We start from the raw sequence: 26463 nt of genomic DNA, 5'->3' as shown, positions 1-26463 counted from the left end.
TTATGCAATAAAAACGCATCCATTCCTCCCTTCTTCGCACAATGTGCAGATGCCAATGACAGAAAGAAGGATTTAATGAAAACAGCGCTGTCGCTGAAAACGCGTCGCCTTCAGCCGCTTGTTTTTGTCGTTGCTAGTTTATCGAATAAAAATTGAGAGGATAAAAAAAAACCAGTCCGCAATCAGACTGGTTTTATGCTTTCAAGCCGGTGTTACATCGCTTTTTTGGTCAACTCGATAACGCGCAGTTTAGCGATCGCTTTGGCCAGTTCCGCAGACGCCTGAGCGTAATCCACGTCACCGTGCGAGCTCTTAATGTGCTCTTCGGCTTTACGCTTCGCTTCCAGGGCTCGCGCTTCGTCGAGATCCTGACCGCGAATCGCGGTATCCGCCAGAACGGTCACGCTGCCAGGCTGCACTTCCAGAATGCCGCCGGACAGATAGATAAACTCTTCATGACCGTGCTGCTTAACGATGCGAATCATACCAGGCTTAATGGCGGTGAGCAGCGGCGCGTGCCCCGGGTAAATCCCCAGTTCGCCTTCGCTACCCGTAACCTGGATTTTCTCGACCAGACCGGAGAACATTTGTTGCTCCGCGCTGACGACATCCAGGTGGTAAGTCATTGCCATATCACCCTCCGATTAAGGCGTTAAAGTTTTTTGGCTTTTTCCACGGCTTCGTCGATGGAACCGACCATGTAGAACGCCTGCTCCGGCAGGTGATCGTATTCGCCTTCCATGATGCCTTTAAAGCCACGGATGGTGTCTTTCAGGGAAACGTATTTGCCCGGAGAACCGGTAAATACTTCCGCCACGAAGAACGGCTGGGACAGGAAGCGCTGAATTTTACGCGCGCGTGCTACCACCAGTTTATCTTCTTCAGACAGTTCATCCATACCGAGGATGGCGATGATGTCTTTCAGTTCCTGATAACGCTGCAGGATGGACTGAACGCCACGCGCGGTGTCGTAGTGTTCCTGACCAACAACCAGCGGATCCAGCTGACGGCTGGTAGAGTCCAGCGGGTCAACGGCCGGGTAGATACCCAGAGATGCGATCTGACGGCTCAGTACCACGGTTGCATCTAAGTGAGCAAAGGTGGTGGCTGGAGACGGGTCAGTCAAGTCATCCGCCGGTACGTATACCGCCTGTACGGAGGTGATAGAACCGGTTTTGGTGGAGGTGATACGTTCCTGCAGAACGCCCATCTCTTCCGCCAGAGTCGGCTGGTAACCTACTGCGGAAGGCATACGGCCCAGCAGTGCGGATACTTCCGTACCGGCCAGGGTGTAACGATAGATGTTATCGACGAACAGCAGTACGTCACGACCTTCGTCACGGAATTTCTCCGCCATGGTCAGGCCGGTCAGTGCAACGCGCAGACGGTTTCCCGGCGGCTCGTTCATCTGGCCATACACCAGGGATACTTTATCGATAACGTTGGAGTCGGTCATTTCGTGGTAGAAGTCGTTACCCTCACGAGTACGTTCACCTACGCCCGCAAACACAGAGTAACCGGAGTGCTCGATCGCGATGTTACGAATAAGCTCCATCATGTTTACGGTTTTACCTACACCCGCACCACCGAACAGACCGACTTTACCGCCCTTCGCGAACGGACACATCAGGTCGATAACTTTGATACCGGTTTCCAGCAGTTCCTGAGAGTTTGACAACTCTTCGTAGGAAGGCGCTGCGCGGTGAATCGCCCAACGCTCTTCTTCGCCGATCTCGCCTTTCATGTCGACCGGTTCGCCCAGGACGTTCATGATACGACCCAGCGTGGCTTTACCTACCGGGACTTCGATCGGGTGTTCGAGATCTTTTACATCCAGACCGCGACGCAGACCGTCAGAAGACCCCATCGCGATGGTACGCACGATACCGCCGCCAAGCTGCTGCTGAACTTCCAGCACCAGCTTCTCATTACCATTCTGCACCTCAAGGGCATCGTACACGCGTGGTACGGCATCCTGAGGGAACTCGACGTCGACCACGGCGCCGATTACCTGGACAATCTTTCCAGTAGCCATCTTAAATCCTCTACGAAATAACCTGGTTAAACCGCGGCGGCCCCCGAGACGATCTCGGTGAGTTCCTGAGTAATGCTGGCCTGACGAGCTTTGTTGTATACCAACTGCAGCTCTTTAATCAGGCTGCCGCCATTATCGGTTGCGGCTTTCATCGCCACCATTCGTGCGGCCTGCTCGCTGGCCAGGTTTTCTACCACGCCCTGATAAACCTGAGACTCCACATAACGACGCAGGAGAGTATCCAGCAGCGCTTTCGGGTCTGGTTCATACAGGTAATCCCAGGCTTTACGCTTCAGATCATCATCTTCTGACGCCGGCAGCGGCAGCAGTTGAGTGATCGTCGGCACCTGAGACATGGTGTTAATAAATTTGTTGCTGACAATGTAAAGCTTGTCCAGACGGCCTTCGTCGTAGGCCTGCAACATCACTTTAACCGGACCGATCAGTTCGGACAGAGAAGGGTTATCCCCCATACCTGTCACCTGAGCGACAACGTTGCCGCCTACGGAATTAAAGAATGACACGCCCTTAGAGCCGATCATTGCGAGTTCGCACTGAACGCCTTTATCGGACCATGCCTTCATATCCGCCAGCAGCTTTTTGAACAGGTTAATGTTCAAGCCACCGCACAAACCACGGTCGGTCGACACTACCAGGTAGCCCACGCGTTTAACGTCGCGCTCTTCCAGGTAGGGGTGCTTATATTCCAGATTACCGTTCGCAAGGTGACCAATCACTTTGCGCATGGTCTCTGCATAAGGACGGCTGGCCGCCATGCGATCCTGCGATTTACGCATTTTGGAAGCGGCGACCATCTCCATCGCTTTAGTGATCTTTTGCGTGTTCTGGACGCTTGCGATCTTACTACGTATCTCTTTTGCGCCGGCCATGAGCTTCTCCTCAATGCCTTACGGCCTGCCCTAAGGCAAGCCGCCAGACGTTACCAGGACTGGGTTGCTTTGAAGGAATCGAGGATGCCTTTCAGCTTGCCTTCGATTTCGTCGTTATAGCCACCGGACTGGTTGATCTCTTGCATCAGCGGAGCGTGATCACGGTCGACGTAAGCCAGCAGTGCGGCTTCGAAGCTACCGATTTTCGCCAGTTCGACATCCGCCAGATAACCACGTTCTGCTGCGAACAGAACCAGAGACTGCTGCGCGACGGACATCGGCGCATACTGTTTCTGTTTCAGCAGTTCGGTCACTTTCTGACCGTGGTCAAGCTGTTTACGGGTGGCATCGTCAAGGTCGGATGCAAACTGAGAGAACGCCGCCAGTTCACGATACTGCGCCAGCGCGGTACGGATACCACCGGACAGTTTTTTCATGATCTTGGTCTGGGCTGCGCCACCTACACGGGATACCGAGATACCCGGGTTAACCGCAGGACGAATACCGGCGTTAAACAGGTTAGATTCCAGGAAGATCTGACCATCGGTAATGGAAATTACGTTGGTCGGAACGAACGCGGAAACGTCACCTGCCTGCGTTTCGATAATCGGCAGCGCGGTCAGAGAGCCGGTTTTCCCTTTCACTTCACCTTTGGTGAAGGCTTCGACGTAGTCGGCGTTAACACGCGCAGCACGCTCCAGCAGACGAGAGTGGAGGTAGAATACGTCGCCCGGGAATGCTTCACGTCCTGGCGGACGACGGAGCAGCAGGGAGATCTGACGGTAAGCAACAGCCTGTTTAGACAGGTCATCGTAAATGATCAGCGCATCTTCGCCGCGGTCGCGGAAGTATTCGCCCATTGCGCAACCGGCATACGGCGCCAGATATTGCAGCGCAGCGGATTCGGACGCGGTAGCCACCACAACAATGGTGTTAGCCAGCGCGCCGTGTTCTTCCAGTTTACGCACCACGTTAGAGATGGTGGACGCTTTCTGGCCGATAGCGACATAGATACATTTGATGCCGGAGTCGCGCTGGTTGATGATGGCGTCGATAGCCAGCGCGGTTTTACCGGTCTGACGGTCACCGATGATCAGTTCACGCTGACCACGACCGATTGGGATCATGGAGTCAACGGCTTTATAACCGGTCTGCACCGGCTGATCGACAGACTGACGATCGATAACGCCCGGCGCAATGGCTTCAACGGCAGAGAAGCCGTCATTATCAACCGGACCTTTACCGTCGATTGGCGCACCCAGGGTGTTTACCACACGTCCCAGCAGGCCGCGGCCAACCGGAACTTCCAGGATACGACCCGTACATTTAACCTTCATGCCTTCGGCAAGGTCAGCGTATGGACCCATGACTACCGCACCCACGGAGTCGCGCTCCAGGTTCAGTGCGATAGCGTAACGGTTACCCGGCAGGGAGATCATTTCACCCTGCATACAATCGGCCAGGCCGTGAATGCGGATAACACCGTCACTGACAGAAACAATAGTACCTTCGTTGTGAGCTTCGCTCACAACATTGAACTGAGCAATGCGCTGCTTGATCAGTTCGCTGATTTCGGTGGAATTCAGTTGCATGCTCCAGTCCCCTTAAGACTGCAAGACGTCTGCAAGGCGCTCAAGACGGCCGCGTACGCTGCCATCAATGACCATATCACCCGCCCGGATGATAACGCCTGCCATTACAGACTTATCGATTTTGCAATTCAGCTTCACTTTGCGTGACAGACGTTTTTCCATCGCGGCGCTGATTTTCGAAAGCTGCTCTTCACTCAATGCGGTTGCCGACGTAACTTCTACCTCGGAGGTAGCTTCACTGGCGGCACGCAGATGAATAAACTGCTCCAGAACATCCGGGAGCGCGTTCAGACGATTATTTTCAGCCATCACCCGAATCAGGTTCTGACCGTTTTCGTCTAACTGCTCACCGCAGACTGCGATAAACGACTCAGCGAGCGTTTCCGGCGCCAGCGCGCCAGAGAGAAGCTCTGCCATTTGTTCGTTCTTGGTTACCTCGGCGGCAAACGCCAGCATATCCTGCCAGCGCTCTACGCTTTGGTGTTCAACGGCAAAGTCAAAAGCTGCTTTGGCGTAGGGGCGAGCTACCGTAACAAATTCAGACATCAGCCCCTCCCTCCTTACAGTTCAGCGACAAGTTTATCCACGATGTCGCTGTTAGCAGCTTCATCCACGGAACGTTCGATGATCTTCTCGGCGCCAGCAACAGCCAGGATAGCAACTTGCTTACGCAGCTCTTCACGGGCGCGTTTACGCTCGGCTTCAATTTCCGCCTGCGCCTGCGCCACGATTTTAGTACGTTCCTGCTCTGCTTCAGTTTTGGCTTCGTCCAGGATCTGAGCGCGGCGTTTGTTTGCCTGCTCGATGATTACCTGAGCTTCCGCTTTCGCTTTTTTCAGCTGGTCGGTCGCGCTGGCCTTTGCAAGGTCAAGATCCTTATGTGCTCGTTCAGCAGAAGCGAGACCGTCAGCAATTTCTTTCTGACGTTTCTCGATGGCTGCCATTAACGGCGGCCATACGTACTTCATGCAAAACCAGACAAAGAGAATAAACGCGATGGCCTGGCCGAGGATTGTTGCGTTAAGATTCACAGCACAATGCCTCTATCTAGTTAACCTTCTGATATTGCTCTTAATTCAAGCAACGCTTACTACGCGACAGCGAACATCACGTACAGACCCAGACCTACAGCGATCATCGGGATAGCATCCACCAGACCCATAACGATAAAGAACTGAGTACGCAGCAGAGGAATCAGATCAGGTTGACGCGCCGCGCCTTCCAGGAATTTACCCCCGAGGATGCCGATACCGATCGCAGCACCGATTGCCGCCAGACCCATCATCACAGCGGCAGCCATGTACAGCAGATCCATATTCAGGTTTTCCATGACAGTCTCCAGTTTGTTTCAGTTAAAACGTAGTAGTGTTGGTAAATTAATGCTCTTCGGACGCCATCGACAGATAGACAATCGTCAGAACCATGAAAATGAAGGCTTGCAGCGTAATAATCAGGATGTGGAAAATGGCCCACGGCACATTCAGAATCCACTGTGACCACCACGGCAACAGACCAGCAATCAGAATGAAAATCAGCTCACCGGCATACATGTTGCCGAACAGTCGCAGACCGAGAGAAACCGGTTTGGACAGCAGACTTACCCCTTCAAGGATTAAGTTGACAGGAATGAACGCCCAGTGATTGAACGGCTGCAGCGTCAACTCTTTTGCGAAGCCGCCGATGCCTTTCATTTTGATGCTGTAGAACAGAATAAGGATGAATACGCCCAGCGCCATCGACAGGGTGATGTTGACGTCAGCAGACGGCACCACGCGCGTTGCCGGCAGACCCAGCCAATGCTCAGCGATATACGGCAGCAGGTCGATAGGCAGTAAGTCCATCAGGTTCATAAGGAATACCCAGACGAAAATCGTCAGGGCCAGCGGCGCAATCAGCTTGCTTTTGCCATGGTACATGTCTTTGACGCTGCCATGCACAAAGCCGACTATCAGCTCAATCGCGGTCTGAAACTTGCCTGGCACGCCGCTGGTCGCTTTTTTAGCAACGCTACGGAACATCACCAGAAACAACAGACCCAGCACCACCGAGAAGAACATGGAGTCAATATTGAGCGTCCAGAAGGTGGCTGGGGGGTTCTGCGGATCCACCAGCGAGAAAGTACGCAGGTCCAGCTGAAGGTTATTCAGATGGTGTCCTATGTATTCCTGCGGCGTCATATTTTCTGAAGCCATGATGCCTTTTACCCTTTGTTGTTAATTACAGCCGGCGCCAGTATCTGAACCACCAGCACCAAAACCCACGTAACGATCAGCGGCAAAAACACCGCCTTTAAAACCGCCAACGCCACCACCAGTAAAACCAGCATCGCTAACACCTTGAAGGCTTCACCGAAGGCGAAAGTCCAGGACACGCGGCCCTTAGCAGGTGTATGCGCCTGGTGACGCCAGGCAAATATCATAAACAACATATTAGGCAGTGCCACTGCCAATCCCCCACATACTGCGGAGATGCCCCAGAAGGGGTCTTTGAGGCAAAACAGCAATCCACTTGCTATTACCGCCAGAAACTGAATGAACAGAAGCTTACGAGCAACGTTTCGACTCACGAGCGACACAGACATCACGTTTTTACTCCTGCTCACTTCGAGGTATGCCGCGTGTCGTATAAAACGTTCTTTAAGACTTAGAGTCAAGCATCAAAAAGCGGTCAAATTATACGGTGCGCCCCCGTGATTTCAAACAATAAGTAGCCAAAAGGTGAATAAATGTTTAAATATTTTTCTCTGGCCCGCATTTTTAACTTTTAGCCAAAGTGTGAACGATCGTACAAAACTGCAAATAGCGCGAAAACACTGGCGATAAAGCGTGCACCAGATCACACATTAAACATATTCATGCTTACGCAATTCATTTACGTGTCAATTCATGCCTTTTCATCTTTTTGATATTTAAGCGTAAAACCAGGTACTGTTTTAAAAATACCAGCTTACACCTTAAAAACGCCCCATTGACATTTATAATAAAAATTTAACAAGCAAAAGTGATTTTTCGATTCGATTTTTAGCAGACTGATATTTACAAAGTTGATTACTCTCTGTTTTAACAAAAGAAGCGACGTTGTCATGTTGAAACGAAACCGTAAATCCAGAGTTAAATGTAACAACGCTGAAATGCGTTATACCTGTCGATTTTTAACACAAGCCGCGTCGTTTTTTTTCTATTTTTTTTGATAAAAATTAAACTTTGTTTGACTTAATAATCACCAGATGCCGCTCGCCTTCCAGTTGCGGAACGCGTAATTTTTCAACAGATTCGACGCTAAAATTGTCAGGTAGTGAGGCAATTTCATCCCCTGGCAATTGCCCTTTTAAGGCATAAAAACGCCCTTTCTCTCCCGGCAGATGGTGACACCAGCTCACCATATCATTCAACGATGCGAAAGCGCGGCTGATAACGCCATCAAACGGTGGTTCGGAGGGATAGGCTTCAACGCGGCTTTGAACCGGCGTGATGTTTTCCAGTTTCAGTTCGTGCTGGACCTGACGCAGAAAACGTACCCGCTTGCCCAGGCTGTCGAGTAAGGTGAAATGCGCGTCAGGGAGAACAATAGCCAGCGGGATGCCCGGCAGCCCCGGTCCTGTTCCTACGTCGATAAAACGCTGTCCCTGAAGATACGGCGCAACGACTATGCTGTCGAGAATATGGCGTACCAACATTTCGTTGGGATCCCGCACTGACGTCAGGTTGTATGCTTTGTTCCATTTGTGCAGCATATCAACGTAGGCGGCCAGCAGCGTTTTCTGGTGATCGGTAAGAGAAATACCGGCATCAGCCAGCAGACGAGAGAGTTTGTTGAGCACGGTCATTACCTGTTAATAATCAAATGCCCGATGCGCTTTCGCTTATCGGGCCTACAAATTTGTAGGGCGGGCAAGCGAAGCGCCCCCGCCAAATTAGTGTTATCAAGCGCTACGACGCAGCATACCTTGTTTTTTCAGCCATACCAGCAGAATGGAGATTGCCGCAGGCGTAACGCCGGAGATACGCGATGCCTGGCCGATAGACGCCGGTTTATGATCGTTCAGCTTGGCGATAACTTCGTTCGACAGACCGGAAACCTGACGATAATCCAGCGTGGCAGGCAGCAACGTATTCTCGTTACGTAGTTGTTTTTCAATCTCATCCTGCTGGCGAGCGATATAGCCTTCGTATTTGACCTGGATTTCCACCTGCTCAGCGGCTTGCTCATCTTCAAGCGCAGGCGCGAATGCGGCAAGCGAAGTGAGCTGCGCGTAGGTCATTTCCGGACGACGCAACAGATCTTCGCCGCTGGCCTCACGGGAGAGAGGCGTGGTCAAATGCGCATTCACTTCATCGGCGGATTCCGCAGACGGCGTTACCCATGTCGATTTCAGCCGCTGACGTTCGCGTTCGATATTTTCCAGCTTCTCGTTGAAGCGCGCCCAGCGTTCATCATCCACCAGACCCAGCTCGCGGCCCATTTCAGTCAGACGCAGATCGGCATTGTCCTCACGTAGCATCAGACGATATTCGGCACGGGAGGTAAACATGCGATACGGCTCTTTGGTGCCCAGCGTACAGAGATCGTCCACCAGCACGCCGAGATAAGCCTGAGAACGCGCAGGTGCCCAGCCCTCTTTGTCGGCGGAAAGACGCGCGGCATTCAGACCAGCGAGCAAGCCCTGCGCCGCAGCCTCTTCATAGCCGGTAGTACCGTTGATTTGACCAGCAAAGAACAGGCCGTGAATAAATTTACTTTCCAGAGTCGGTTTCAGATCTCGCGGGTCGAAGAAATCGTACTCAATCGCGTAACCAGGGCGAACGATCTTCGCGTTCTCCATGCCCTGCATGGAACGGACAATCTGCATCTGTACATCGAACGGCAGGCTGGTGGAGATACCGTTAGGGTAAATCTCGTTAGAGGTCAGTCCTTCCGGCTCAAGGAAGATCTGATGCTGGTTACGATCGGCAAAACGCATCACCTTGTCTTCGATCGAAGGACAGTAGCGTGGGCCGATCCCTTCGATCACGCCAGCGTACATTGGGCTACGATCGAGGTTATTACGAATCACGTCATGGGTTTTCTCATTGGTATGCGTGATGTAACACGGCACCTGTTGCGGATGCTGAGAAGCATTCCCCATAAACGAGAAAACCGGCATCGGGTTATCGCCATGCTGTTGAGCCAACACGCTGAAATCGATAGTACGCGCATCAATACGCGGCGGTGTGCCGGTTTTCAGGCGACTGACGCGTAGCGGAAGCTCACGCAGACGGCGAGACAGCGGGATGGATGGCGGATCGCCAGCACGACCGCCGCTGTAGTTATCCAGACCAATATGAATTTTGCCGTCCAGGAAGGTCCCGACGGTCAGCACCACCGCTTTCGCGCGGAATTTGAGCCCCATTTGGGTCACAGCGCCGACAACGCGATCGTTTTCGACAATCAGATCTTCAACAGCTTGCTGGAAGATCATCAGATTCGGCTGATTCTCCAGCGCGGTACGCACCGCCTGGCGATATAAGACTCGATCCGCCTGAGCCCGGGTAGCGCGAACGGCCGGACCTTTGCTGGCGTTTAGTATCCTAAACTGAATACCTGCCTGATCGATCGCTTTCGCCATCAGACCGCCGAGCGCATCCACCTCTTTTACCAGATGTCCCTTTCCAATACCGCCGATCGCCGGGTTGCAGCTCATCTGTCCCAACGTGTCAATATTGTGTGTCAAAAGCAGAGTCTGTTGACCCATACGCGCTGCGGCCATCGCGGCCTCAGTGCCTGCATGACCCCCGCCAATAATAATGACGTCAAAAGGATCCTGATAAAACATGGTAATTGCCTCGCATAACGCGGTGTGAAAATGGATTGAAGCCCGGGCGGTGGATTCTACTCAACTTTAGCCGATGGAGAAAGCCCCGGGATCCGGGCTATTAAAAAGAAGATCTTTTTATTTAGAGATCTGTTCTATTGTGATCTCTTATTAGGATCGCACCAGGCTGTGGATAACCCGGATCCTGTAATAAAGATCAATGCGTTGGAAAGGATCACTAGCTGTGAATGATCGGTGATCGTGGCCCGTATAAGCTGGGATCAAAACGGGTACTTATACACAACTCAAAAAGTGAACAACGGTTATTCTTTGGATAACTACCGGTTGATCCAAGCTTTCCACCAGATTTATCCACAATGGATCGCACGATCTTTACACTTATTTGAGTAAATTAATCCAAGATCCGAGCCAAATCTCCGCTGGATCTTCCGGAATCTCATGTTCAAGGATGTTGATCTTCAGTGTTTCCCCAACCTGTTTTGCGCCAGTGTCTTTCAGTTCCGCTTCTATTTTCTCAATCGCGCCGCAAAACGTGTCGTATTCTCGACTGCCAATGCCAATTGCGCCGAAACGTACCGCGGAAAGATCGGGTTTCTGCGTCTGAAGGTCTTCATAGAAAGGGGTCAGGTTATCCGGAATGTCTCCGGCGCCGTGCGTTGAGCTGATTATCAGCCAGATCCCGGAAGTTGACAGATCCTCTAATAACGGACCGTGCACCGTTTCGGTTGAAAAACCGGCAGCTTCCAGCTTTTCCGCCAGATGTTCCGCGACGTATTCGGCGCCGCCCAGGGTGCTGCCGCTGATAAGAGTAATGTCTGCCATTGATCGCTCGCTCAGGTAAAGAGGCTGCATTGTACTCTGTGAACGAGCTGGGATCTACCTGTGGAAAAATGTGGGATTAAAAAAGCCGATCATGGCTTGATGGTGCGCATGATCGGGTTCTGCAAGACGATCAGTGTCTCAGTGGACTGAATTTCATCAATTGTTTGGATCTTGTTGATAAGTACGTGCTGAAGCGCGTCGATTGATTTGCACATCACTTTTATAAAGATGCTGTAGTGACCGGTGGTGTAATACGCTTCCGTCACCTCATCCAGGCTTTCCAGCCGGGCCAGTGCGGAGGGATAGTCTTTGGCGCTTTTGAGGATGATGCCAATAAAGCAGCCCACATCGTAGCCCAGTTGTTTAGGGCTGACGTCAATCCGTGCGCCCGTAATGATCCCGGCCTGCTTCATTTTCTCGACGCGAACGTGAATGGTTCCAGGGCTAACGCCAAATTGTTTGGCCAGTTCGGCGTAGGCAGTGCGGGCATTTCCCATTAAGGCGTCAAGGATGCCGCGGTCCAGATTGTCGATCTGATAATTTTCCATCGCTTTTTCTTATGCAGATTAATGATTATCTCTATTTTAGCCATTATTTTTAACGAATCAAAACCGAAGTTAGCTTTTTATCTGTTGATTATTGAATAGTGCTCTCGTTTTGTTGCTTAATCATAGGCAACAGGACGCAGGAGTAAAAAAATGAAAACCGCTTACATTGCCAAACAACGTCAAATTAGCTTCGTGAAATCACATTTCTCTCGCCAGCTGGAGGAGCGTCTGGGTCTGATTGAGGTCCAGGCGCCGATCCTGAGTCGCGTAGGGGATGGTACGCAGGATAATTTGTCCGGCTGTGAAAAAGCGGTGCAGGTAAAAGTGAAAGCGTTGCCTGACGCCCAGTTCGAAGTGGTGCATTCACTGGCGAAGTGGAAACGTCAAACCCTGGGGCAACATGACTTCAGCGCGGGCGAAGGGCTGTACACGCACATGAAAGCCCTTCGCCCCGATGAAGACCGACTCTCTCCGCTCCACTCGGTCTATGTGGATCAGTGGGACTGGGAGCGTGTCATGGGCGATGGCGAGCGCCAATTTTCCACCCTGAAAAGCACAGTAGAGGCTATATGGGCAGGTATTAAGGCGACGGAAGCGGAAGTGCATAAACAGTTTGGTCTGGCGCCGTTCCTGCCAGAGCAAATTCAGTTTGTTCACAGCCAGGAGCTGTTGTCTCGCTATCCGGATCTGGATGCGAAAGGGCGCGAACGCGCGATCGCCAAAGAACTTGGCGCCGTTTTCCTGGTGGGGATCGGCGGTAAACTGAGCGATGGCCACCGCCATGATGTACGCGCGCCGGATTATGATGACTGGAGCTCCGCATCTGAGCTGGGCTACGCCGGTCTGAACGGCGATATCCTGGTGTGGAACCCAGTGCTGGAAGATGCGTTTGAGCTTTCCTCTATGGGTATCCGTGTAGATGCCGATACGCTGATGCGCCAGCTGGCGTTGACCGGTGATGAAGATCGCCTGCAACTGGTGTGGCATCAGGCGCTGCTGCGCGGCGAAATGCCGCAGACCATCGGCGGCGGGATTGGGCAGTCGCGTCTGACGATGTTGCTGCTGCAATTGCCGCATATTGGTCAGGTGCAGTGCGGCGTATGGCCCGCTCAGGTTCGCGAAAGCATTCCTGCTATTTTATAAGCCGTTAGCGCCGCCAGCGTCTCAGCAGGCGGCTTCGCATCCCGGTGTCAAAGCGCCAGATATGATCGAAAATGCGCATGATGCCGGGTTTGCCGTGCGCCGACATCGCCACCGCATGGAATCGATGCTGGTGAAGACGCTGCAACTCTCCCACTTTGCTCACCACGTCATCCGGCAAGCGCTGGGCGATAAAATCCGAAATGACCACCGCATCGGCATCAAACCATTCCCGTCCCTGCATTCTTTCAATAATGGCGCGAAAACAGCTGGCGATATCCGTGCCGCCGCGAAAACGTTGACTTAAAAAGCGGATGGCCTGCTCGATACCTTCCGGGCCGGAGAGTTCATAACGCACAACGTCAGTGGAAAACAGCATAATAAAGCAGCGGCGGTTATCCGCCAGCGCAACGCGCATCAACGCCAGGCAGAACGCTTTTGCGCACTGCTCGTTAAATCCCCCCATCGAGCCTGAAGTATCGACGCAGACAATAAACGGTCCGCGCGGCTGCTCGTCGACATCCTGGTGTACTACCGGCCGTTCGGTCACTTTCTCACGCCACGCTTCGCCATGCAGGCGATAGGTGAGGAGCTGTTTTTCCACTAACCGGCGGTAGAATTCATATTCCAGCTCGGTGATGCCGAGCGTCGCCAGCTCTGGCGGCAACAGGCGCAGAATATCATCGCCTTGCTGAATACCGTCAACCTGCTCCGGCACCGTAGCGGGTTCGCGTACCAGTGTACGAAAGGTTTCCATCGGCGCGTCTTTTTTCGGTACCGATTTGGCTTCCCGCGAACGTCCCAGTTGTTCCGCCAGTTGCATTAGCTCCGGCTGGGCGGCGAGAAATTCGCCGTATTTTACGATCAGTTGATAATCACCACGTTTAAGCTGGCCCGCGCTCATATCCCACAGTCGGCCTGCGGCATTATCATTTTCCGCCAGCGTCGGTTCCAGTTGCCCGCTCAGCGTCATCCGTTCCTGAACGTCACTCAGCAACTGCTCGCGCTCTTCTTCCAGTAATTGCTGGTTTAACGTGGTGGCCTGCACGACCAGACTTAACCGCCAGCGTTGCAAAAAAAGCGTGTGTAGCGCAGGGGTAAAGGTACTGTTGCTCTCCGTCAACTGCTTCGCCTGCGCGGTATACGGTGAATGCAGGCGATGAAGCAACGCCAGTATTTGCGGCAGTTGCACGATGAACTGTGGGGTAGAGAGAAGTTGGCTTTGCTGATAACACATGACCTCTTCCGTGAGTTCCGGCGGAACGCGTGCGTCTTTAAGACGGCTGCGTAGCGCTTCCCGCCAGCGCGGGAGATCGGCGGTCACGGCGTTTTTTAAACGCGGAAACTTTTCAAAGAAAATGACCAGCTGTGGGGAAGCCAGTAGCGCGAGGATCATCTCTTCGACCATTCCCTCTTCGCTGACGGCCAGCATGGTATTTAGCGTATCCAGCGTCAGCATTGTTGCGCCTGGCGGATCTGTTCTCCTACATCCTGCAGGCTGGCCTCAATGCGCCCTAACCAGTCGCTGTGAATAAACAGGCAATGTTGCTGCTCGCTGAAGCGGGTATGCTGCTGGCGCCAGTCGTTTTCTAACGTTTCCAGCTGCTGTTTGATCTCCGCAGGCATACTGTCTTCAGCCGCTCCCGGTAACGCCAGACGGGTACCTTGTAGACTGATGTCGCGCACCACCAGATGTTGAGCGTTATCGACTTCCATATTCAACGTTTGGGCAAAGCCGATCCCGTTCAGTTTGCCGCGGATCTCGCCGCCTTTGGTCAGCCAAAGTTCCAGCGCGCTGCGGTCAAAGGTAATATGGATCACTTCCATATCATGCAGTTTTAGCGGTTTTTGTAGCAATAACGTCAACGTTGACGCGCTGGCTTCCGGCGGTAAAGTGTAATGCGGGCGGCGGCTGAACATACCGCCTTCTTTAATGACTGTGAAGGCGGTTTTATCGCTTTGCTGTTGCTGCAACTGGAGGCGGCGCTGGACGATACCGCCGAGGCGAGTCAGCATGGCCTGCTGCTGCCAGGCGTGTCCGGTCATCAATATTTCCAGTTGCTGTTGCATGAGATTCAGACTCTGCGCGTCATACCACAAGCAATCTTTTAGCAGGATAAGGTCAATCGGCGCAACCGCGTCGCGTCCGCTAAAGAAGGCGCTGGCCTTTAACAGGCGGATGGCTTTCTTCCAGCGACGGTCGGAGACATAAGGCGCATTCGGCAAATTATCCAGCTGTTGGCGCAGAGTAAATATCAGCTCAAAGACCGGATCTGGCAGTGAAATCGCGCCGATATCTTTTTGCCACTGTTGATATTCTTCGTCGCTAACCTGTAACGAGGCGGGGACCGGGTTATCACTCTCATCCTGCTGACTAACCAGCATGGAGCGGAAATTGGCTTTATCCTGAACTTTATCCAGCCACAGGCGAATCAACATTCGGTCGTACAAGGCTTCCAGGCTGCTGTCCGCTTCGGGCAGTTCGTTAGAGGCCGCCACCAGCAGCCGCATCGGGATTTTTTCCTCAAACGCGCCGTTGCGGAAATGGCGTTCGTTAATGGCGGTCAGCAATGTGTTCAGGATAGCGGGCCCGGCTTTCCAGATTTCATCCAGAAAAACGATTTCGGCTTCGGGAAGGTAGCCGGTCGTTAAGCGTTCATAGCGACCTTCATCTTTCAGCGCCTGAATAGAGAGCGGGCCAAACACCTCTTCCGGCGTGGAAAAGCGTGTCATCAGATATTCAAAAGCGCGGGCGCGCTGGAAAGCAAACTTCAGGCGGCGGGCAATCAGACTCTTGGCGATACCGGGCGGGCCCAACAAAAAGACGCTCTCACCGCTTAACGCCGCCAGTAGGCAAAGGCGTATGGCATGACTACGTTCATACAGCCCCTTCTCAAGGGCGCTGCTCAGACGGGAAATTCTTTCCGCTAATAAATGTGGGTGAGCCATAATAAAGAGGCGTCCTTTCGACAAATGGATCATGCTAATTGCGAGTATAGACGTTTCACCACCGGGGCTGTAATCGTCTGACGCGCTGTTTATTTTTCTTTGAGCCAGGTTAATCTGGCTTCATTTAGGGGTACGATTTTATGATTAATCGTGCATACTGTGCGCTTTTTTGTGGGCCAAGGGACTAAGCACACATTTCATATCTATACACTCATTCATTCAAACTACATCAAGGCGGCAAAGGAGTGAATCCCCTGGCACTGACTTAAACGTGTGGCTGGGGTAAGCGAATGCAGCCGACAAGGAGGTAGCGTGAAGGGTGACGTGTATAAACGAAAGATGAGTCTATGAGCACTGATAATAAGCAATCGTTGCCTGCGATTACCCTCGCAGCTATTGGGGTTGTCTACGGTGATATTGGTACCAGCCCGCTTTATACGCTTCGTGAATGTTTGTCCGGTCAGTTTGGTTTTGGCGTTGAACGAGATGCCGTGTTTGGTTTTCTGTCGCTGATCTTCTGGCTACTCATCTTTGTGGTTTCCATCAAATACCTCACCTTCGTGATGCGCGCCGATAACGCGGGTGAAGGTGGAATTTTGACGCTGATGTCGCTTGCCGGGCGTAATACCTCGGCGCGCACCACATCCATGTTAGTTATCATGGGACTGATAGGCGGCAGCTTTTTCTATGGCGAAGTGGTCATTACGCCGGCGATTTCGGTGATGTCGGCGATTGAAGGCCTGGAGATTGTCGCGCCGCAGCTGGATACCTGGATTGTCCCGCTCTCCATTATTGTGCTGACTCTGTTGTTTATGATTCAGAAGCACGGTACGGGAATGGTAGGAAAACTCTTTGCGCCGATCATGCTGACCTGGTTTTTGATCCTGGCGGTACTTGGCCTGCGCAGTATTATCGCCAATCCCGAAGTGTTACATGCGCTGAATCCTGTCTGGGCGGTACGTTTTTTCCTTGAATATAAAACCGTATCATTTATTGCGTTGGGCGCGGTGGTGCTGTCGATTACCGGCGTAGAGGCGTTGTACGCCGATATGGGACACTTCGGTAAGTTCCCGATTCGCCTGGCGTGGTTTACCGTGGTACTGCCGTCGTTAGTACTGAACTACTTTGGTCAGGGCGCATTGCTACTAAAGCATCCGGAAGCGATTAAAAACCCCTTCTTCCTGTTGGCGCCGGACTGGGCGTTAATTCCGCTGCTGATTCTGGCCGCGCTGGCGACGGTGATCGCCTCCCAGGCGGTCATTTCCGGCGTCTTTTCGCTGACGCGTCAGGCCGTGCGTCTTGGCTATTTGTCGCCAATGCGCATTATCCATACCTCCGAGATGGAGTCCGGTCAGATCTACATCCCTTTCGTTAACTGGCTGCTTTATTTCGCGGTCGTGGTTGTTATTGTTAGCTTTGAGCACTCCAGCAACCTGGCGGCGGCCTATGGTATCGCCGTGACCGGCACGATGGTGCTGACGTCTATTCTTTCTACGACCGTGGCGCGTAAGAACTGGCACTGGAACAAATATTTTGTCGCGCTGATCCTCATCGCGTTCCTGTGCGTGGATATCCCGCTGTTCTCGGCCAACCTCGACAAATTGTTGTCCGGTGGTTGGCTGCCGCTGAGCCTGGGCCTGATCATGTTCACGATCATGACCACCTGGAAGAGCGAGCGTTTCCGTCTGTTGCGTCGTATGCATGAACACGGTAATTCGTTGGAAGCGATGATTGCTTCACTGGAGAAGTCACCGCCGGTTCGGGTACCGGGTACTGCCGTATACATGTCGCGCGCGCTCAGTGTGATCCCTTTTGCTTTATTGCATAACCTGAAGCACAACAAAGTGTTGCATGAGCGCGTAATCTTACTGACGTTGCGTACGGAAGATGCGCCTTATGTGCATAACGTTCGCCGGGTGCAGATTGAGCAGTTGTCTCCGACATTCTGGCGCGTGGTGGCCAGCTACGGCTGGCGCGAAACGCCAAACGTTGAAGAGGTGTTCCACCGCTGCGGTCTGGAAGGGCTTAGCTGTCGGATGATGGAAACGTCGTTCTTTATGTCGCACGAGTCGTTGATTGTCGGCAAACGCCCGTGGTATTTGCGTTTGCGCGGTAAACTGTATTTGTTGCTGCAACGCAACGCCCTGCGCGCGCCGGATCAGTTCGAGATCCCGCCTAACCGCGTGATTGAGTTAGGTACGCAGGTCGAGATTTAACCTCCCATCAACATGCCGGGGGCCGCGTTGGCTTACCCGGCCTGGCCAATCCGTAGATTCCCACAAGATAATCGCCATTGGGCGATTATCTTCACCTGATTTCCGCTAGCGAAACGTTTCGACGGCGATCACAATTCTGTTACGTCATGATGGTTTTATGAACACATCCAGGGTTACACTGCGGCCAGCGAAACGTTTCGCTAGTGGAGCAGAAAAATGAAGAAAGGCACCGTACTCAACTCTGAAATCTCGTCGGTCATTTCCCGTCTGGGGCATACTGATACTCTGGTAGTCTGTGATGCGGGTTTACCCATCCCGAATAGCACCGCGCGTATCGATATAGCACTAACTCAGGGCGTACCTTCTTTTATGCAGGTGGTGGATGTCGTGACCCGGGAAATGCAGGTTGAGGCGGCGATTCTTGCAACGGAAATCAAACAACAGAATCCGCAGCTCCACGAAACGTTGCTCACTCACCTTGAGCAACTGCAGCAACACCAGGGAAACACCATAAAAATTAGTTATACGACACACGAACAATTCAAAAAATTGACTGCAGACAGTCAGGCGGTGATTCGCAGCGGGGAGTGTTCCCCGTATGCGAACGTCATTCTTTGCGCTGGCGTCACTTTCTGAGGCCGCTATGGACGCATTACTGCAACTCAAAGGGATCGATAAAGCGTTCCCCGGCGTGAAGGCTCTCTCCGGCGCCGCGTTAAACGTTTATCCTGGCCGCGTTATGGCGCTGGTGGGGGAAAACGGCGCCGGAAAATCCACCATGATGAAAGTATTAACCGGCATCTATACGCGAGATGCGGGATCGTTGTTATGGCTGGGTAAAGAGACCACCTTTAACGGGCCTAAATCGTCTCAGGAAGCCGGGATCGGCATTATTCATCAGGAACTGAACCTGATCCCGCAGTTGACCATTGCGGAAAATATCTTCCTGGGCCGTGAGTTTGTGAATCGCTTTGGCAAAATCGACTGGAAAAAGATGTATGCCGAAGCCGACCAGCTCTTAGCCAAACTCAATCTGCGCTTTAAGAGCGATAAGCTGGTGGGCGAACTCTCTATCGGCGATCAGCAAATGGTGGAAATCGCCAAAGTACTGAGCTTCGAATCCAAAGTCATCATTATGGATGAACCGACCGATGCGCTGACCGACACTGAAACCGACTCTCTGTTCCGCGTTATCCGCGAATTAAAATCGCAGGGGCGCGGCATTGTCTATATCTCCCACCGTATGAAAGAGATCTTCGAAATTTGCGATGACGTGACGGTCTTCCGCGATGGGCAATTTATCGCCGAGCGTGAAGTGGCCACGTTGACCGAAGATTCTCTTATCGAAATGATGGTGGGACGTAAGCTGGAAGATCAGTACCCGCATCTGGATAACGCGCCGGGTGAGATTCGCCTCAAGGTCGATAATCTGTGCGGACCGGGCGTGAATGATGTCTCTTTTGTGCTGCGAAAAGGCGAGATTCTTGGCATCTCCGGCCTGATGGGCGCCGGTCGCACCGAGCTGATGAAAGTATTGTACGGCGCGATGCCGCGAACCAGCGGTTATGTGACGCTTGATGGACACGAAGTGGTGACGCGTTCTCCGCAGGACGGGCTGGCCAATGGCATCGTTTATATCTCTGAAGACCGTAAGCGCGATGGACTGGTGCTCGGCATGTCAGTTAAAGAGAATATGTCGCTGACGGCGCTGGACTATTTCAGCCGCGCTGGCGGAAGCCTGAAACACAAAGATGAGCAGCAGGCGGTGGGGGATTTTATCCGTCTGTTCAACGTCAAGACGCCGTCAATGGAACAGGCGATAGGCCTGCTTTCTGGCGGTAATCAGCAAAAAGTGGCGATTGCCCGCGGGTTGATGACGCGCCCGAAAGTGCTCATTCTCGACGAGCCGACCCGCGGCGTGGACGTCGGCGCCAAGAAAGAGATTTACCAGCTTATCAACCAGTTTAAGGCCGACGGCCTGAGCATCATTCTGGTCTCATCTGAGATGCCAGAAGTATTAGGCATGAGCGATCGCATCATCGTCATGCATGAAGGGCATCTCAGCGGTGAATTTACTCGCGAGCAGGCCACCCAGGAAGTGTTAATGGCTGCCGCAGTGGGCAAGCTTAATCGCGTGAATCAGGAGTAAAAAAGATGACAACCCAGGCTGTTTCTGGTCGCCGTTATTTCACTAAAGCGTGGCTTCTTGAGCAGAAGTCGCTCATTGCCCTGCTGGTGCTGATCGCGATTGTTTCGACGTTGAGCCCCAACTTTTTTACCGTTAATAATCTGTTCAATATTCTTCAACAGACCTCCGTCAACGCCATTATGGCGGTGGGGATGACGTTGGTGATTCTGACATCGGGGATCGATCTGTCCGTCGGCTCCCTGCTGGCGCTCACCGGCGCGGTTGCCGCTTCAATCGTCGGCGTTGAAGTGAATGCGCTGGTCGCGGTTGCCGCCGCGCTGGCGCTGGGCGCTGCGATTGGCGCCGTCACTGGCGTTATCGTCGCGAAAGGCCGCGTACAGGCGTTTATCGCTACGCTGGTGATGATGCTGCTACTGCGCGGCGTGACGATGGTTTACACCGACGGTAGCCCGGTCAACACTGGCTTTACCGATAACGCCGATCTGTTTGGCTGGTTCGGTATCGGCCGTCCGCTGGGCGTTCCTACGCCGGTCTGGATCATGGCTATCGTCTTTATCGCCGCCTGGTATATGCTGCATCACACCCGTCTGGGACGCTATATCTACGCGCTGGGTGGTAACGAAGCGGCGACGCGCCTGTCTGGCATTAGCGTGAGCAAAGTGAAAATTATCGTCTATTCACTTTGCGGCCTGACAGCGTCGCTGGCGGGCATCATTGAAGTGGCGCGCCTCTCTTCCGCGCAGCCGACGGCGGGTACCGGCTATGAGCTGGATGCTATTGCCGCCGTGGTGCTGGGCGGCACCAGCCTTGCAGGCGGTAAAGGACGCATTGTTGGGACATTGATCGGCGCATTGATTCTCGGCTTCCTTAATAATGGTTTGAATTTGTTAGGTGTTTCCTCCTATTACCAGATGATCGTCAAAGCGGTGGTGATTTTGCTGGCGGTACTGGTAGACAACAAAAAGCAGTAACAACGACTACAGGACATCTGAAATATGAACATGAAAAAACTGGCTACCCTGGTATCTGCTGTTGCGCTGAGCGCCACTGTGAGCGCGAATGCAATGGCGAAGGACACCATTGCGCTGGTGATCTCTACCCTCAATAATCCCTTCTTCGTGTCGTTAAAAGACGGGGCGCAAAAAGAGGCGGATAAACTGGGTTATAACCTGGTGGTGCTGGACTCCCAGAACAACCCTGCCAAAGAGCTGGCGAACGTGCAGGATTTAACCGTTCGCGGGACCAAAATTCTGCTGATCAACCCGACTGACTCCGATGCGGTGGGTAACGCGGTGAAGATGGCTAACCAGGCGAAGATTCCGGTTATCACGCTTGACCGCCAGGCAACCAAAGGCGATGTCGTCAGCCATATCGCGTCTGATAACGTGCTGGGCGGTAAGATCGCTGGCGACTATATCGCGAAAAAAGCTGGCGAAGGCGCCAAAGTGATTGAGTTGCAAGGCATTGCCGGAACATCTGCGGCGCGTGAGCGTGGCGAAGGTTTCCAGCAGGCGGTAGCCGCTCACAAATTTAATGTCCTGGCCAGCCAGCCTGCCGATTTCGACCGTACTAAGGGTCTGAACGTCATGCAGAACCTGCTGACCGCGCATCCGGATGTTCAGGCTGTCTTCGCCCAGAACGATGAAATGGCGCTGGGCGCACTGCGCGCGCTGCAAACTGCCGGTAAAGCAGATGTGATGGTGGTTGGATTTGACGGTACGCCGGATGGCGAAAAGGCCGTAAAAGATGGCAAACTGGCAGCGACTATCGCTCAGTTACCGGATCAAATCGGCGCCAAAGGCGTTGAAGTGGCGGATAAGGTGCTGAAAGGCGAAAAAGTTCAGGCCAAATATCCGGTTGACCTGAAACTGGTCATCAAGCAGTAATAAACGACACGGGTCAACTATGGCCTGATGGCGACAGAAATACGCGAGCCTCCGCTGAGGTGAACGTAAAAAAAGAAAAGCAGGGCACGCGCCACCCTAACCGGTGGCGCACTTTGACGTGGAACCCCGAATATGAAAACCGCAGGTAATCTCATCGTCCTTGGCAGCATTAATGCCGATCATATCCTTAATCTTGAGTCCTTCCCTACCCCGGGTGAAACGGTAACCGGTAGCCATTATCAGGTCGCGTTTGGCGGGAAAGGCGCGAATCAGGCGGTTGCTGCGGGACGTAGCGGGGCAAATATTGCGTTTATAGCCTGCACGGGCGATGACGATATTGGCGACAGTATTCGTAAACAATTAGTCAGCGATCGTATTGATATCGCGCCAGTTAGCGTTATTAAAGGCGAGTCTACCGGGGTGGCGCTGATTTTCGTTAACGGCGAAGGCGAGAACGTCATCGGTATTCATGCCGGAGCGAATGCCGCGTTATCGCCGGCGTTGGTTGATGCGCAACGTGAACGTATCGCGCAGGCGGATGCGTTACTGATGCAGCTGGAATCGCCGCTGGAAAGCGTACTGGCGGCGGCGAAAATCGCCCATCAACATCATACTACTGTTGCGCTGAACCCGGCGCCTGCCCGTGAGCTACCGGATGAACTGCTGGCGCTGGTGGACATCATCACGCCAAATGAAACGGAAGCTGAAAAGCTGACGGGCGTGCGTGTGGAAAATGACGACGATGCCGCGAAAGCTGCGCAGGTTTTGCATGATAAAGGCATTCGAACCGTATTAATTACCTTAGGAAGCCGTGGCGTCTGGGCCAGCGTAAACGGCGAGGGCCGCCGCGTTCCTGGATTTAGCGTTGAGGCTGTCGATACCATTGCCGCCGGAGATACGTTTAACGGCGCCTTTATCACCGCGATACTGGAGGAGACGCCGTTGCCGGAAGCGATTCGCTTTGCCCATGCCGCCGCCGCGATTGCCGTAACGCGTAAAGGCGCGCAACCTTCCGTTCCGTGGCGCGAAGAGATAGAAGCGTTTTTACATCAGCAGGGGTAACGCTTGGCTACTATGAAAGATGTTGCCCGCCTGGCGGGAGTCTCTACATCGACGGTCTCTCACGTTATTAACAAAGATCGCTTTGTGAGTGAGACGATAACCGAAAAAGTTGAAGCGGCGATTAAATCACTTAACTATGCGCCTTCTGCGCTGGCGCGAAGCCTCAAGTTAAACCAGACCCGCACGATTGGTATGCTGATTACCGCCAGTACCAACCCTTTTTATTCCGAACTGGTGCGCGGCGTTGAGCGAAGCTGTTTTGAGCGCGGTTATAGTCTGGTGCTGTGCAATACCGAAGGCGACGAGCAACGGATGAACCGCAACCTGGAGACGCTGATGCAAAAACGGGTAGACGGTTTACTGCTGCTGTGTACCGAAACGCATCAGCCTTCTCGTGAAATCATGGAGCGTTATCCGTCTATTCCTACCGTCATGATGGACTGGTCGCCGTTTGATGGCGAGGGCGGTAGCGATCTCATTCAGGATAATTCGTTGTTAGGCGGCGATCTTGCCACCCAACACCTTATCGATAAAGGATTTACCCGAATAGCCTGTATTACCGGCCCGCTGGACAAAACGCCAGCGCGTTTACGGCTGGAAGGGTATCGGGCGGCGATGAAACGCGCAGGGTTGGCTATTCCGCAAGGCTATGAGATCACCGGCGATTTTGAATTTGGCGGCGGCTTTGACGCCATGCAGGCGTTACTCGCCCATCAACAGCGACCGCAAGCGGTTTTTACCGGAAACGATGCGATGGCTGTCGGCGCCTATCAGGCGCTATATCAGGCGGGGCTTCGTATTCCGCAGGATATGGCAGTCATTGGCTATGATGATATTGAGCTGGCGCGCTATATGACGCCGCCGCTGACGACTATCCATCAGCCGAAAGATGAATTGGGCGAGCTGGCTATTGATGTGTTGATTCATCGGATGGCGCAGCCCGCCTTGCAACAACAGCGGCTTCAGCTTACTCCGGTTTTGACGGTGCGTGGGTCGGTTTAGATTTATGCCGTTCTTTAATCAGATTGTTGCCGTCTTTGGCTCTTAGCAGCATAAACATCAGCGCGGACACGATAGTGATCGCCCCCATCGTGATAAAGGTATAGTGGAACTGTTCCACGGTACTGGTGCCCGCAAAACCTTCATAAATACGTAACACCGCCGCGCTGATCGCCACGCCTAAACTGATAGACAATTGCTGCGTAACCGCCAGAACGCTGTTGCCGCTGCTGGCGTTATCGTCTGTCAGATCCGCAAGAGTAATCGTATTCATTGCCGTAAATTGAGTGGACATCGCCATTCCAAGAATGAATAGCGGCAGCACGAGCATCCAGATCGGCATGGCGGGAGATTGAAACGAAAACTGGGCAATCATCAGACCGATAAATACCGTAATGCCGACCAGAGTCTTCCGGTATCCCAAACGTCGCAAAACCTGCGTTACGGTCGATTTCGCGATAATAGAACCCAAAGCTGTCGGCGCCATCATGCAGCCGGCGATCAGAGCCGGGTAGCCAAAACCAACCTGTAGCATTAACGGCATCAAAAAAGGTACGCAGCCTGTCCCCAGACGCGTGGCGAGGTTGCCGGCAATACCGACGGAAAATGTGCGTGTCTTAAACAGCGATAGTGATATTAACGGTGTCGGATGACGGCGGGCGTGGCGGATATAGGCCAATAATAGAACGATACTGCAAAAAATAATGGCGGATGCGATCCATGTCGCCACAATCTTTTCGCCAAACAGTTCCATTCCGCTGGAAAATAAAACCAGACTTAACCCAAAAAGAAAGAAGCCGGTCATGTCAAACTTGCGACGCGGCGTGGTGAAGTTGGGCATATATTTGCGGGCATACAGAATGCCTGCAACACCAATGGGAATATTAATCAGGAAGATCCAGTGCCAGCTTGCCCAGGTCACCAGTACGCCGCCTAATACCGGCCCCAGAATCGGACCTACCAGCCCCGGCATAGTGACAAAGTTAAGAACGGGCAGCAGCTCACTACGCGGATAGGCTCGCAATAACGCCAGTCGCGCCACTGGCATCATCATCGCTCCTCCGACGCCTTGTACGACGCGAAAAATAACCAATTCAGATAGTGAACTGGAGAGCGCGCAGGCCAGCGAGCCTAACGTAAACAGGCTTACGGCGACCATAAAGACGCGACGCGTACCGAAGCGGTCAGCCAGCCAGCCGCTTACCGGAATTAACATGGCTACTGTCAGGGTATAACTGATAATAGCGGACTGCATGGCGAGTGGGGAACGGTTAAGGCTATGCGCAATAGCCGGTAAAGCGGTATTCAAAATGGTGGCGTCTAGCGCCTGCATAAAGAAGGCCATTGCCGCGATCCACGGCAGGCCAGCCATACTGCGCGCTTTTTTGCTGGTCATTCAATATCCTGTTAATTATCTGGTCTCTCATTGGGCGCTATTAACAACGCCTGGCAGGCCTGGAAAGCGCGTTCGCCGTCGCCATCAGCGATGGCATCAACAATGGCCTGGTGCAAATCCAGCTTTACCACCTCGTTATAGGTGATTGAGGTAAAGTAAGTGTGATAAACCGAATGAAATAGCGTAGCAAAAGAGATTAGAAAGGGATTGGCGCTCATTTCGTAGATATGCTCGTGCCACGCCATATCCACTTCAATCCAGCGTTCACGCTTAAAATGCTTTTTCAGCGCGACCATCTCTTCCATTAAGGCATTAAGCCGCGCTTTCTGCTCCGGTGTGCCAAGAGTCGCCGCCAGCAGGCAGGCTTGCGGCTCCAGGCTAATACGCATCACCAGAAAATGATCTACCACCTGATGAAAATTTTCTTCCGTCATCCACCAGGTCAGCAGCTCTTGATCCAGAAAGTTCCAGTTTCCCTGCGGCATTACCCGCGTACCAATGCGCGGACGGGGTAGCACCATACCTTTAGCCGTCAACGTTTTCACCGCTTCGCGAACTGCCGTTCGACTTACGCCGTACTGCTCGCCCAGTTCTATTTCGCCGGGAAGAATCGTACCGGGGGCGTAGTCACCCTTTAATATCCGCTGCGCCAGCTTTTCAGCCAGAACATAGGATAGATTTTTCTGTGCGGCTAATTGTTGTGCGCTTAAAGGCATGAATGTTCTTCCTTTCTCTTTCGTTTGGTTATTAGTATGCCACCTGGAAGTGTGATTGCAGTTGCAATAACGGCAATTTGCTTATTTTATGGCACGTTAAGCACGCCATTGATGAAAAAAGAGACACTCAGAAAATTATTTTAAATTTCCTCTTGTCAGGCAGAAATAACTCCCTATAATGCGCCACCACTGACACGGAACAACGGCACACAGGCCGCCGGGTCAGCGGGGTTCAGACCAGAACCTCACGG

The 26463-nt window shown here is 52.9% G+C and carries 25 protein-coding genes; 8 read left to right on the top strand and 17 right to left on the bottom strand.

Translation table 11 applies throughout. The features are described from left to right. Nucleotides 1-212 precede the first annotated feature (212 nt). From ACH0WD_RS22395 to asnC, 13 genes are all read right to left on the bottom strand, one after another. Entirely contained in the window at nucleotides 213-632 is a 420-nt protein-coding gene (locus ACH0WD_RS22395; RefSeq protein WP_001251971.1) for a F0F1 ATP synthase subunit epsilon, read from the bottom strand. 20 nt (nucleotides 633-652) lie between these two features. Then, complete coding sequence (gene atpD, locus ACH0WD_RS22390) at nucleotides 653-2035, bottom strand: F0F1 ATP synthase subunit beta (protein ID WP_000190499.1); 1383 nt, start codon at nucleotides 2033-2035, stop codon at nucleotides 653-655. A 26-nt stretch (nucleotides 2036-2061) separates the two neighbouring features. Continuing rightward, a complete protein-coding gene (gene atpG / locus ACH0WD_RS22385) occupies nucleotides 2062-2925 on the bottom strand; it encodes a F0F1 ATP synthase subunit gamma (protein WP_000896506.1) in 864 nt (287 codons plus the stop codon). A gap of 50 nt (nucleotides 2926-2975) precedes the next feature. Further along, nucleotides 2976-4517 carry a F0F1 ATP synthase subunit alpha gene (gene atpA, locus ACH0WD_RS22380; protein ID WP_001176751.1) on the bottom strand — a complete coding sequence of 514 codons (1542 nt, stop codon included), beginning with the start codon at nucleotides 4515-4517 and terminating at the stop codon, nucleotides 2976-2978. Between the two features lie 12 nt (nucleotides 4518-4529). Then, nucleotides 4530-5063, bottom strand: a complete 534-nt coding sequence (gene atpH, locus ACH0WD_RS22375; protein WP_001288957.1) for a F0F1 ATP synthase subunit delta — start codon at nucleotides 5061-5063, stop codon at nucleotides 4530-4532. A 14-nt stretch (nucleotides 5064-5077) separates the two neighbouring features. Continuing rightward, on the bottom strand, nucleotides 5078-5548 hold the full coding sequence (gene atpF / locus ACH0WD_RS22370; protein WP_001052212.1) for a F0F1 ATP synthase subunit B: 471 nt from the start codon (nucleotides 5546-5548) through the stop codon (nucleotides 5078-5080). Nucleotides 5549-5607: 59 nt separating this feature from the next. Beyond that, the gene (atpE, locus tag ACH0WD_RS22365) at nucleotides 5608-5847 is read right to left on the bottom strand and encodes a F0F1 ATP synthase subunit C (protein WP_000429386.1); all 240 of its coding nucleotides are present in this window, start codon (nucleotides 5845-5847) and stop codon (nucleotides 5608-5610) included. A gap of 46 nt (nucleotides 5848-5893) precedes the next feature. Continuing rightward, nucleotides 5894-6709 carry a F0F1 ATP synthase subunit A gene (gene atpB / locus ACH0WD_RS22360; protein ID WP_000135632.1) on the bottom strand — a complete coding sequence of 272 codons (816 nt, stop codon included), beginning with the start codon at nucleotides 6707-6709 and terminating at the stop codon, nucleotides 5894-5896. 8 nt (nucleotides 6710-6717) lie between these two features. Continuing rightward, entirely contained in the window at nucleotides 6718-7098 is a 381-nt protein-coding gene (gene atpI, locus ACH0WD_RS22355) for a F0F1 ATP synthase subunit I (protein ID WP_000116685.1), read from the bottom strand. A gap of 615 nt (nucleotides 7099-7713) precedes the next feature. Next, nucleotides 7714-8337, bottom strand: coding sequence for a 16S rRNA (guanine(527)-N(7))-methyltransferase RsmG (gene rsmG / locus ACH0WD_RS22350; RefSeq protein ID WP_001747548.1), 624 nt, complete (start codon nucleotides 8335-8337; stop codon nucleotides 7714-7716). Nucleotides 8338-8439: 102 nt separating this feature from the next. After that, nucleotides 8440-10329 (bottom strand): tRNA uridine-5-carboxymethylaminomethyl(34) synthesis enzyme MnmG, encoded by a 1890-nt coding sequence (mnmG, locus tag ACH0WD_RS22345; RefSeq protein ID WP_000499872.1) that lies wholly within the window; start codon nucleotides 10327-10329, stop codon nucleotides 8440-8442. 378 nt (nucleotides 10330-10707) lie between these two features. Continuing rightward, nucleotides 10708-11151 carry an FMN-binding protein MioC gene (gene mioC, locus ACH0WD_RS22340; protein WP_000763721.1) on the bottom strand — a complete coding sequence of 148 codons (444 nt, stop codon included), beginning with the start codon at nucleotides 11149-11151 and terminating at the stop codon, nucleotides 10708-10710. A gap of 89 nt (nucleotides 11152-11240) precedes the next feature. Further along, the gene (gene asnC, locus ACH0WD_RS22335; protein WP_000433018.1) at nucleotides 11241-11699 is read right to left on the bottom strand and encodes a transcriptional regulator AsnC; all 459 of its coding nucleotides are present in this window, start codon (nucleotides 11697-11699) and stop codon (nucleotides 11241-11243) included. A gap of 150 nt (nucleotides 11700-11849) precedes the next feature. Between asnC and asnA the strand changes: the two genes are divergently transcribed. Continuing rightward, nucleotides 11850-12842: an aspartate--ammonia ligase gene (asnA, locus tag ACH0WD_RS22330; RefSeq protein ID WP_000845125.1), complete on the top strand. Its 993-nt coding sequence runs from the start codon at nucleotides 11850-11852 to the stop codon at nucleotides 12840-12842. Nucleotides 12843-12846: 4 nt separating this feature from the next. On the opposite strand, the gene viaA is transcribed toward asnA, so the two are convergent. Both viaA and ravA read right to left on the bottom strand, forming a co-directional pair. Then, the gene (gene viaA / locus ACH0WD_RS22325; RefSeq protein WP_000956596.1) at nucleotides 12847-14298 is read right to left on the bottom strand and encodes an ATPase RavA stimulator ViaA; all 1452 of its coding nucleotides are present in this window, start codon (nucleotides 14296-14298) and stop codon (nucleotides 12847-12849) included. Beyond that, nucleotides 14292-15788: an ATPase RavA gene (gene ravA, locus ACH0WD_RS22320; RefSeq protein ID WP_000940984.1), complete on the bottom strand. Its 1497-nt coding sequence runs from the start codon at nucleotides 15786-15788 to the stop codon at nucleotides 14292-14294. The genes viaA and ravA overlap by 7 nt, the downstream gene beginning before the upstream one ends. Nucleotides 15789-16135: 347 nt before the next feature. Between ravA and kup the strand changes: the two genes are divergently transcribed. From kup to rbsR, 7 genes are all read left to right on the top strand, one after another. After that, nucleotides 16136-18004 carry a low affinity potassium transporter Kup gene (gene kup / locus ACH0WD_RS22315; protein WP_000102338.1) on the top strand — a complete coding sequence of 623 codons (1869 nt, stop codon included), beginning with the start codon at nucleotides 16136-16138 and terminating at the stop codon, nucleotides 18002-18004. 216 nt (nucleotides 18005-18220) lie between these two features. Beyond that, nucleotides 18221-18640 (top strand): D-ribose pyranase, encoded by a 420-nt coding sequence (gene rbsD, locus ACH0WD_RS22310; protein ID WP_000715942.1) that lies wholly within the window; start codon nucleotides 18221-18223, stop codon nucleotides 18638-18640. 7 nt (nucleotides 18641-18647) lie between these two features. Then, entirely contained in the window at nucleotides 18648-20153 is a 1506-nt protein-coding gene (gene rbsA / locus ACH0WD_RS22305) for a ribose ABC transporter ATP-binding protein RbsA (protein ID WP_000339366.1), read from the top strand. A gap of 5 nt (nucleotides 20154-20158) precedes the next feature. Next, nucleotides 20159-21124 carry a ribose ABC transporter permease gene (gene rbsC, locus ACH0WD_RS22300; RefSeq protein WP_000211345.1) on the top strand — a complete coding sequence of 322 codons (966 nt, stop codon included), beginning with the start codon at nucleotides 20159-20161 and terminating at the stop codon, nucleotides 21122-21124. A 24-nt stretch (nucleotides 21125-21148) separates the two neighbouring features. Beyond that, on the top strand, nucleotides 21149-22039 hold the full coding sequence (gene rbsB / locus ACH0WD_RS22295) for a ribose ABC transporter substrate-binding protein RbsB (protein WP_001056260.1): 891 nt from the start codon (nucleotides 21149-21151) through the stop codon (nucleotides 22037-22039). Between the two features lie 132 nt (nucleotides 22040-22171). Next, nucleotides 22172-23101, top strand: a complete 930-nt coding sequence (gene rbsK, locus ACH0WD_RS22290) for a ribokinase (RefSeq protein WP_000844730.1) — start codon at nucleotides 22172-22174, stop codon at nucleotides 23099-23101. A gap of 3 nt (nucleotides 23102-23104) precedes the next feature. Then, complete coding sequence (gene rbsR / locus ACH0WD_RS22285) at nucleotides 23105-24103, top strand: ribose operon transcriptional repressor RbsR (protein ID WP_000224495.1); 999 nt, start codon at nucleotides 23105-23107, stop codon at nucleotides 24101-24103. Here rbsR and mdtD read toward each other — a convergent pair. Together mdtD and ACH0WD_RS22275 are read right to left on the bottom strand one after the other, a co-directional pair. After that, the gene (gene mdtD, locus ACH0WD_RS22280; RefSeq protein WP_000202071.1) at nucleotides 24069-25496 is read right to left on the bottom strand and encodes a multidrug transporter subunit MdtD; all 1428 of its coding nucleotides are present in this window, start codon (nucleotides 25494-25496) and stop codon (nucleotides 24069-24071) included. The genes rbsR and mdtD overlap by 35 nt on opposite strands. Nucleotides 25497-25507: 11 nt before the next feature. Next, a complete protein-coding gene (locus ACH0WD_RS22275) occupies nucleotides 25508-26212 on the bottom strand; it encodes a FadR/GntR family transcriptional regulator (protein ID WP_001131144.1) in 705 nt (234 codons plus the stop codon). Nucleotides 26213-26463: the final 251 nt, after the last annotated feature.

Origin of the sequence: Salmonella sp. 2020_1395 (genome assembly GCF_043848115.1) — a bacterium.
Lineage (GTDB): Bacteria > Pseudomonadota > Gammaproteobacteria > Enterobacterales > Enterobacteriaceae > Salmonella > Salmonella enterica.
The sequence above is the reverse complement of the archived record's forward strand: the minus strand, read 5'-3'. Positions and strand labels throughout refer to the sequence as shown.

Excerpts from the sequence above, each read along its gene's own strand:
- kup (WP_000102338.1), top strand. The coding sequence starts at position 16,136 with ATGAGCACTGATAATAAGCAATCGTTGCCTGCGATTACCCTCGCAGCT.
- rbsC (WP_000211345.1), top strand. The coding sequence starts at position 20,159 with ATGACAACCCAGGCTGTTTCTGGTCGCCGTTATTTCACTAAAGCGTGG.
- mioC (WP_000763721.1), bottom strand. The coding sequence starts at position 11,151 with ATGGCAGACATTACTCTTATCAGCGGCAGCACCCTGGGCGGCGCCGAA.
- rbsB (WP_001056260.1), top strand. The coding sequence starts at position 21,149 with ATGAACATGAAAAAACTGGCTACCCTGGTATCTGCTGTTGCGCTGAGC.
- ACH0WD_RS22275 (WP_001131144.1), bottom strand. The coding sequence starts at position 26,212 with ATGCCTTTAAGCGCACAACAATTAGCCGCACAGAAAAATCTATCCTAT.
- mdtD (WP_000202071.1), bottom strand. The coding sequence starts at position 25,496 with ATGACCAGCAAAAAAGCGCGCAGTATGGCTGGCCTGCCGTGGATCGCG.
- atpD (WP_000190499.1), bottom strand. The coding sequence starts at position 2,035 with ATGGCTACTGGAAAGATTGTCCAGGTAATCGGCGCCGTGGTCGACGTC.
- atpH (WP_001288957.1), bottom strand. The coding sequence starts at position 5,063 with ATGTCTGAATTTGTTACGGTAGCTCGCCCCTACGCCAAAGCAGCTTTT.
- atpA (WP_001176751.1), bottom strand. The coding sequence starts at position 4,517 with ATGCAACTGAATTCCACCGAAATCAGCGAACTGATCAAGCAGCGCATT.
- rbsA (WP_000339366.1), top strand. The coding sequence starts at position 18,648 with ATGGACGCATTACTGCAACTCAAAGGGATCGATAAAGCGTTCCCCGGC.
- atpE (WP_000429386.1), bottom strand. The coding sequence starts at position 5,847 with ATGGAAAACCTGAATATGGATCTGCTGTACATGGCTGCCGCTGTGATG.
- asnC (WP_000433018.1), bottom strand. The coding sequence starts at position 11,699 with ATGGAAAATTATCAGATCGACAATCTGGACCGCGGCATCCTTGACGCC.
- ACH0WD_RS22395 (WP_001251971.1), bottom strand. The coding sequence starts at position 632 with ATGGCAATGACTTACCACCTGGATGTCGTCAGCGCGGAGCAACAAATG.
- atpG (WP_000896506.1), bottom strand. The coding sequence starts at position 2,925 with ATGGCCGGCGCAAAAGAGATACGTAGTAAGATCGCAAGCGTCCAGAAC.
- viaA (WP_000956596.1), bottom strand. The coding sequence starts at position 14,298 with ATGCTGACGCTGGATACGCTAAATACCATGCTGGCCGTCAGCGAAGAG.
- asnA (WP_000845125.1), top strand. The coding sequence starts at position 11,850 with ATGAAAACCGCTTACATTGCCAAACAACGTCAAATTAGCTTCGTGAAA.
- ravA (WP_000940984.1), bottom strand. The coding sequence starts at position 15,788 with ATGGCTCACCCACATTTATTAGCGGAAAGAATTTCCCGTCTGAGCAGC.
- rbsK (WP_000844730.1), top strand. The coding sequence starts at position 22,172 with ATGAAAACCGCAGGTAATCTCATCGTCCTTGGCAGCATTAATGCCGAT.
- rbsD (WP_000715942.1), top strand. The coding sequence starts at position 18,221 with ATGAAGAAAGGCACCGTACTCAACTCTGAAATCTCGTCGGTCATTTCC.
- atpI (WP_000116685.1), bottom strand. The coding sequence starts at position 7,098 with ATGTCTGTGTCGCTCGTGAGTCGAAACGTTGCTCGTAAGCTTCTGTTC.
- mnmG (WP_000499872.1), bottom strand. The coding sequence starts at position 10,329 with ATGTTTTATCAGGATCCTTTTGACGTCATTATTATTGGCGGGGGTCAT.
- atpB (WP_000135632.1), bottom strand. The coding sequence starts at position 6,709 with ATGGCTTCAGAAAATATGACGCCGCAGGAATACATAGGACACCATCTG.